This is a genomic window from Okeania sp. SIO2F5 (genome assembly GCF_010692685.1).
Lineage (GTDB): Bacteria > Cyanobacteriota > Cyanobacteriia > Cyanobacteriales > Microcoleaceae > Okeania > Okeania hirsuta.
In genome coordinates, this window is the sequence record NZ_JAAHGU010000076.1 from 25,269 (window position 1) to 32,983 (window position 7,715).

6 protein-coding genes and 1 tRNA gene are annotated in these 7,715 nt (G+C 33.7%); 6 read left to right on the forward strand and 1 reads right to left on the reverse strand.

Going from position 1 to position 7,715, the window contains the following annotated elements:
- A tRNA-Arg gene (locus F6K27_RS21030) sits at positions 1-73 on the reverse strand.
- Positions 74-296: 223 nt separating this feature from the next.
- On the opposite strand from F6K27_RS21030, the gene moaC reads away from it, so the two are divergent.
- The 6 genes from moaC (at position 297) to F6K27_RS21060 (ending at position 7,242) form a co-directional block, all read left to right on the forward strand.
- Positions 297-791 carry a cyclic pyranopterin monophosphate synthase MoaC gene (moaC, locus tag F6K27_RS21035; RefSeq protein ID WP_287277631.1) on the forward strand — a complete coding sequence of 165 codons (495 nt, stop codon included), beginning with the start codon at positions 297-299 and terminating at the stop codon, positions 789-791.
- Positions 792-1,683: 892 nt separating this feature from the next.
- Positions 1,684-1,941, forward strand: coding sequence for a 2TM domain-containing protein (locus tag F6K27_RS21040; protein WP_124145454.1), 258 nt, complete (start codon positions 1,684-1,686; stop codon positions 1,939-1,941).
- 49 nt (positions 1,942-1,990) lie between these two features.
- Positions 1,991-2,299, forward strand: coding sequence for a DUF3181 family protein (locus tag F6K27_RS21045; protein ID WP_124145455.1), 309 nt, complete (start codon positions 1,991-1,993; stop codon positions 2,297-2,299).
- Positions 2,300-2,653: 354 nt separating this feature from the next.
- Positions 2,654-2,791 carry a hypothetical protein gene (locus tag F6K27_RS21050; protein ID WP_287277618.1) on the forward strand — a complete coding sequence of 46 codons (138 nt, stop codon included), beginning with the start codon at positions 2,654-2,656 and terminating at the stop codon, positions 2,789-2,791.
- A gap of 501 nt (positions 2,792-3,292) precedes the next feature.
- A complete protein-coding gene (locus F6K27_RS21055) occupies positions 3,293-5,557 on the forward strand; it encodes a glycosyltransferase (protein WP_192901136.1) in 2,265 nt (754 codons plus the stop codon).
- 59 nt (positions 5,558-5,616) lie between these two features.
- A complete protein-coding gene (locus F6K27_RS21060; RefSeq protein WP_287277619.1) occupies positions 5,617-7,242 on the forward strand; it encodes a glycosyltransferase family 39 protein in 1,626 nt (541 codons plus the stop codon).
- Positions 7,243-7,715 lie beyond the last annotated feature (473 nt).

The window sequence follows — 7,715 nt, forward strand, 5'->3', positions numbered from 1 at the left end:
CGGGCCTGGAGGGATTCGAACCCCCGACCTCATGGTCCGTAGCCACGCACTCTATCCACTAAGCTACAGGCCCCCGTTACGTTTAGTTTTGGATCAAGCTTAATTAAAAAGCTTTTCTTCCGCACTAATAATAAATAATAGCACACTTGAATAAAATGACAAGAGATTTTTTTAAATTTGAGCAAAGTTTGACTCATTTGGACGAAAAGGGGGAAGCTCAAATGGTCGATGTATCTGCTAAAGTGCCTACTGTGCGTCAGGCTGAAGCTGGTGGACAAGTACGGATATCAAGAACTATTCAAGCTGGTAATGCGCCAAAAAATTTAACTCATTTGGATGAAAAGGGGGAAGCTCAAATGGTTGATGTATCTGCTAAAGTGCCTACTGTGCGTCAGGCTGAAGCTGGTGGACAAGTACGGATGTCAAGAGAAACATTTGAAACTATTCAAGCTGGTAATGCGCCAAAAGGTGATGTTTTGGGAACTGCTAAGTTGGCTGGAATTATGGCGGCCAAGCAAACGGCTCAACTGATTCCTTTGTGTCATCCTTTGCCATTACAAAAAATAAATGTTCAGTTAATTGCCGATCCACAACTTCCTGGGTATCAGATTCGGGCCATGGTGAAAACTAAGGCGGAAACTGGGGTGGAGATGGAGGCTTTGACGGCGGTTTCTGTGGCGGCTTTGACTTTGTATGATATGGCTAAGGCTTTGGAAAAGTCTATTTCTATTGAGTTGATTCGTCTGTTGAGTAAGAGTGGGGGTAAGTCTGGGGACTATCAATTGAGTTAGAAGTCATGCATCGAGTGCGTAATTATCAGATATCCGTTTTCTCCGGAAAGGCTACGCCAATAGTTGGGTCAATTCAGTTAGCCTCATAAGGTCGGAACTGCGGACTTCAGTTATCGGTACCTCCTGCAATCAGGAGGCAAGAAAATTCTGCATTTTCTTTTCTCTTGGTCAATTGGGTATGGCTAGGAAACCCGGAGAAGGTAGAGTCACTCCGCTTTTTCCTATGGTAATGTTAGGCTTTCCATGTCCCGCAGCGGTTAAATGTTAATTAGGGTTTGCTGATTAAATCTAAAAGCATTGACATATAAAGGTTTTAGCATTTTTTTTGTTGAAAAAAGTCCCAGCTTTTAAGTCGCTTAGGTTCAAAAAATTAGCATTTTAGGCGCATAGTTGCGCAGAAAAATCGGCGTTGCTTAAATGTAATGATAATTAGACATCTACTCCACGCATAGGGAGTAGGGGTAAAGAATTGATAATTTCTTTGGGATATAGATATTGATTTTTGATTCTTGGAGATGTCTATTAGCTGAAGGTAAAATTGAAAAACTGATGTTTTGCGTTGATACTTAATCTAAAAATCATTACCACAACGCTGAAAAATCAAGGGACTATTCTTCCTCCTACCTCCTCTATAATTCCCATTTCTCCTGACTCAGTCCTCCTAAGCCGACTGTGTAGGGGCACCGCGGAAATTGTCCCCAGAGAGTGTATTTCAGCTAAGAACAGACGGAGCAACACGGATTTATCCTGTTGCGTAGTATCTGCTGAGAATCCCCTCGGCAAGAGCCAGAGGAGTAGTCAATATTCTTTAGCAAATAATCTCCAAATTGCTAGCTTACCTTTAGAATAATTAAAGAAACTGAACTGTAATTAAATAAATTTATAAAGTATTATGCCTCCTCGTTGGCCTCGTAAACCTGACCGTAATGACCCAGAATTCCGAAAGTTAGACGACCGAATGAATTTTGCTATTCATGTGGCTATTTTTGCTGCTAGTAATTCTGGTATGTGGTTTTTCCGTAATCTCACAGCAGCGACTTGGCCTTGGGCTATCTGGGTAACAGGTGTTTGGGTATCATTATTGTTAGTTCACGGGATTTATATTTTCGCACTGGCAGATTATTCATCTACTACTGAGGATTCTGTATAAAAGAATTTTAGTGATTCTGTAGGTAAAAAAATTAGGTTTTATTGTTGTTATGAGTAATGGTAGTACAACACAAATAATTGAAAGTTTAGCAGCAGAAATAGGGGATAAAGTTTATATTGATATTGCTGGTTGGCATCTCTATTTATCTGATGCAAAACTACATTTAACTTTGGCAGAAAAGTTTTATCCTATTCTGATTGAGGAAGTACCTTCTGAAGGTAAAGTTGTGGAAATACTGCAAAATATTCCTGTTAAGTTAGGTGCGGGTAGACAAGAAGTTTCTCTGATTAACTTGTTGCCAATGCCCTGTCAAAGTGAGCTGATAGAAGTTTTGGCAGAGTTTAGAGCTGATTTATAAATTCAATCAGGACTTACCAAATAATTAATTATTAATTAAATACCTTGGTTAAAAACCTCCCCTTTCCAGAGGAAAAAAGAAATTTTTTTCCTTTTAGTCAATCCTCTCCCTAAAAGGGAGTAGTAATATCAAATCCAGTTATACAGTAATCGCAAAATTACTTCCTCTGATAGAATTGTTAGACACAAAAATAAAGAAATAGGTTTTGGTAAATATCTCAAGGGTGGTAATGGAAAAGTCAACTTTGAAGGACATGATATTGGAGGATGGTCTTGGATTGTTATACATGGTTCTTACTCTAATTCTGGGGTAGAACAGAAACATTTCCAAAAAGCATTAGAAGCAATCAATTTAGTGATTAGGTATTCTCCTGGTAACTATGAAATAATTATTCAATGGATTTTGGTAGGTTTTAACAGTTTTGTAGTGCTTCAGCAAGAATTATTTAGGGAAATTAGGCAAGAATGCTTGGAATTAAATGATGAGTTATAAAATTTGGGGATAATAATTAGTAATTGGGTTGTCTATTAAAAATCAACTAAATAGACAACCCAATTCTGTATTGAATGAATTACTATCTAGTTTTATTAGAATAATTATAGGAATCAGGAATCAGACGTGAGAATTGAGGTGTTCTTTAAAAGTAGAGAATATAGCAGTTATCATATTCATATTTATTCATTTTTTTGTTTTTCTCTGTTCCCTGTTCCCAGTTAAGTGTTCCCTAAAAGTATCCAATATCTCACAACTTAAATCATATTGCTATAGTTGGTTGTCATTTCATGTAAATTTGGCTTAATTTTGAGCCTAGAGGAAATTGAGTTAGGAAGAATATTGTCTGCCCTAAGTTTAGGGTGAATATGAAGTTTTTTAATGGCTTACAAAGTCACCAATTCTCAGGAAAATCTCAGGATCAATTATCATTAAACTAAGTTTAAGAAGATAATATTCTTTATATTATCTTGATTAAGTTTAAGTTAAAATAGGTGATTTATGGTGACAACTTTAAATATTGCCAAGAAATTTATAGGGAATCGTATAAATAGTCTGATTTTTGTTAAATTACGTTTGGCAACACTCTTGGTAATAGGAGTAATAACACTATTAACAACTATTATAGTGGCTTGGTTTGCTGGAATTGCTCAAATAGACACATTTTTTACTCAAATTCATTATTTTCAAGAAAATCCGCCCATGTGGGTACAAGTACCAACAGATAATAGTAAATATTTAGTTTTGCCGACAATTTTACTATTTTTAATTGCTCAAGGAATTATGAAAATTTCCCCTACTCCGAAAAATTGGTCGCGAGTTTTGGTAGTGGGAATTTTATTGGGTTTAACTATTCGTTATTTATCCTGGCGATCGCTCTCTACTTTAAATCTAAATAACCCTATAAACGGTATATTTAGTCTGGGTTTATTAGGTCTAGAAATTGTGACAATAAGTAGTGGTGTTCTAGGTTGGTTGTTGATGTTCAATGTTAAAAATCGTAAAAAGGAAGCAGATTATTTTTCTCAGACAATTTTAGACAAAACTTTTGAACCATCTGTGGATATTTTGATTCCCACTTATGATGAAGCAGAGTTTATTTTAGAGCGTACTGTTATTGGATGCCAAGCTTTAGAATATGAGAATAAAAAAGTTTATTTACTGGATGATACTAATAGACCGGAAGTGAAACATTTAGCAGAAAAATTAGGTTGTGAATATATAACTAGATATGATAATCCTGATGCAAAAGCTGGAAATCTCAACCACGCTATTACCAAAACAAATGGTGAAATTATTGTTATTTTTGATGCTGACTTTATTCCTACAAAAAACTTTCTAACTCGGACTTTAGGATTTTTCCAAAATGAACAACTTGCCTTATTACAAACTCCTCAAACTTTTTATAATATTGACCCTATTGCTAGAAATTTAGGTTTAGAAAATATCTTAACTCCAGAAGAAGAAATATTTTACCGACAAATTCAACCAATGAAAGATGGTGCAAATGGAGTTTTGTGTGCAGGAACTTCTTTTTTAGTCAGACGTAAAGCTTTAGAGTCGGTAGGAGGGTTTGTAACAGAATCAATTTGTGAAGATTGTTTTACAGGAGTTATTTTATTAGCTAAAGGTTATCAGTCAGTTTATTTAGAGGAAAAATTAAGTGCTGGTTTAGCTGCGGAAAATATTTCCTCTTATGCTACTCAAAGATTAAGATGGGCAAGGGGAACTTTACAAGGATTTTTTATTAGTTCTAATCCTTTGACAATTCCTGGATTAAGTATTGGTCAAAGATTGTCGTTTTTAGAAACATTTTTTAGTTGGTTTACTAGCATTAGTTATGTTGGTTTTCTGTTTATGCCAATAGCTTATGTTGTTTTTGATGTGATTCCAATTAAAGCTTCTGCTGCTGAATACTTATATTTCTTTTTGCCTTATTATTTGGCAAGTTTCACTGTATTTTCTTGGCTAAATTATCGTTCCCAGTCATTACTTTTGTCTGGTTTGAATCATACTATTTTGGCTTTTCCTAAAGCAATAACAATAATTAAAACTTTTCTAAATCCATTCTCAAAAAGATTTAAAGTTACACCAAAAGGAATTAAAAGCGATCACTACTATTTTAATATAAGTTTGTCTTTGCCTTTGGTAATATTTTTAGTGCTAAATAGTGTAAGTTTAGGATTTAATGTATATGGCAATTATATAAATCCAAGTTGGGAGGTGGGTGAACAGATAGAAAGTTTTAATTTGGGATTATTTTGGAGTGTTTATAATATATTGATGATTTGGGTAGCATTATTAGCATTAATAGATGTACCAAAGCAAGATATATATGAATGGTTTAATCTGCGAAGGGTAGTGAAGTTAAAAATTGGTAACCAAATACTTTGGGGTACTACTAGACAGATATCAGAGGTGGGTGCTGAGATAGAGATTAATCAGAAAATTTCTGATGGTTTATTGGTAGAAGATTTGCCACTAAAGTTGAAAATTGTTCCAGAAGAAATTTATTTACAAGGTAATGTAACTAATATAGAAATGAGTGAAAATTTTCCTTGTATAAAAGTAAGGTTTGAGGAAGTAAATTTATCTGAAAAACGACAATTAATAGAATTATTATTCTGTCGGCCTGGACAATGGCAGCGATTAAAAGTACCCGGTGAATTAAAATCTTTATGGTTATTATTGCGAGTGTTTTTGAAGCCAAGATTTATATTTGAAAGAAAACCGAAACAGGAAGCAATGGAAGTTGGTCAGCTATAGCACTAGGGGCAAGTCATTTTAGTTATCAGTTATCAATATCTCCCCATTAAATCAAAAAAATGACTATAAAAATCAACAAAAATTTCCTATCCCAACCCATAGTTATTTTACTAATTATTACCATAACTTTAGGAATAGGATTCCGCTTTCTCTACCTTGATAAAAAAGTCTATTGGCATGACGAAGTATATACCTCTTTAAGAGCTGCTGGTTTTAGCGGAGATGATATTGACCGAGAATCATTTCAAAACCAAATTATTCCAGCTAAACAACTACAAAAATATCAACAAATTAAACCACAAAGCACTTTAATAGGAACTCTCAATTCTCTAACAATTGAAAATCCCCATCATCCACCTTTATATTATTTTATAGCTCGCTTATGGATGCAAAAATTTGGTGGTTCCCTCACTGCATCTCGTAGTTTACCAGCATTAATTAGTTTATTATCTTTGCCATTAATATATGTTCTAGCTAGGCAACTTTTTAATTCCCATTTAACTGCTTTACTGGCAACTACATTTTTAGCTGTATCACCTGTTGAAATTTTATTTGCTCAAACTGCTAGGCAATATAGTTTAGTTACTGTTTTGAGTATTGCTAGTAGTATTTTATTATTGAAAGCTCTAGATTCTCGCAGTTGGAAAAAATGGGGATTATATATTGTTATTTCTGCTGTTGGTTTATATACTCATTTGTTTTTTTGTTTCACTCTAATCTCCCATGGCATATTTGTAATTAGCAATTGCTTTTTCTCAAATTATGTAGTCAGAATTTCTCCTGAAAATCAATCTAATTTATCAAAATTTCAACTTTTGATTCAAACATTACCTTTGGATTATTTCATGGCCTCAGTAGGAATAATAATTCTCTATCTTCCTTGGATAATTGTAGTAATTAATAATCTGCAACAAGCCTATTATGCAACAAATTGGGTAAGAGTATCAGTTAGCTTCGATTTTTTATTAAAAAAGTGGATTTTGAGTTTTTCATGTATGTTTATTGACTTAGATTTTGGTTTTTATAATATCGGCACATATTTACTGAGATTGCTATTTTTAATTATTATTGCTTGGGGAATTTATATGGTTTGTCGTTATTGTAATCTTTCCACAAAATTATTTATTCTGACTTCTATTTTTATACCATTTATAATATTAGTAATACCTGATTTAGTGCAAGGTGGAAAACGTTCTGCCATCACCCGTTATTTAATTCCCTGTTTTCCGGCAATATATTTATCAGTTGCTTATTTATTAGGGAAATATTTGAGTCAAAAATATTGGCGAGTAGTTTTAGGGATATTATTGACAGCGAGTATTACATCCTGCACTGTCAGCGCTATTTCTGATACTTGGTGGCATAATGCCCCTAGTTATTTTAATGGGGAGGTTGCTAAAAAAATTAACGCTAGCGACTCCCCAATATTATTGAGTGACTTGGGCGTTAATTATACTAACAGGGGAGATTTAATTTCACTCAGTTATATATTAGATGATGACGTTCGACTATTATTATTGAACAATTCTCCAAATTTTGAAATAGTTGAGAATGAGTCAGAGATATTTGTATTTCGACCCTCTGAAAGACTGAGGGAAGCGCTGAAAGCAAAACAGTGGGAATTTGAGTCTGTTGTAAATGAGGAATTGTGGAAAGTTAAGAATAGTTCATTAATGGATAATTGATAATTGATAATTGATAATTACCTCTTCCTTTTAGGAAGAGGATTGACTAAAAGGAAAAAAATTATTTTTTACCCCTTGAAAGGGGAGGCTTTAATTATTTAAAAATTTAAAAATTTAATCATTTAATTATTAATTATTTAGTAAATAAGTCTATAGATCGATACCATAAAAGTTTTGGTCTTATCTGTTTGCGCACAATTCCGCAGGAAAGCAAACCTTATTATGCTATAGTTCATATTCATTTTAGATAGCTATATCTATCATTTTACCCTTTTTAAGGAAGGAATAAGAAGTAATACCAATTTGATAAATGTTTGCTACAAATAGATGGGGGAATTTTTAGGAGTCAGGAGTCAGGAGTCAGGAGTCGCATGGGAATTGCTTCAATACCATTTTTTAGTTCGTAAATCATCTTTTTGGTCAAAGGGACATCTCCTGTAAAATATTTTTATCACCCTTACTATTCGTAACAT

Coding starts and splice junctions, on each gene's coding strand:
- F6K27_RS21040 (WP_124145454.1), top strand. CDS start 1,684: ATGCCTCCTCGTTGGCCTCGTAAACCTGACCGTAATGACCCAGAATTC.
- F6K27_RS21045 (WP_124145455.1), top strand. CDS start 1,991: ATGAGTAATGGTAGTACAACACAAATAATTGAAAGTTTAGCAGCAGAA.
- F6K27_RS21055 (WP_192901136.1), top strand. CDS start 3,293: ATGGTGACAACTTTAAATATTGCCAAGAAATTTATAGGGAATCGTATA.
- F6K27_RS21060 (WP_287277619.1), top strand. CDS start 5,617: ATGACTATAAAAATCAACAAAAATTTCCTATCCCAACCCATAGTTATT.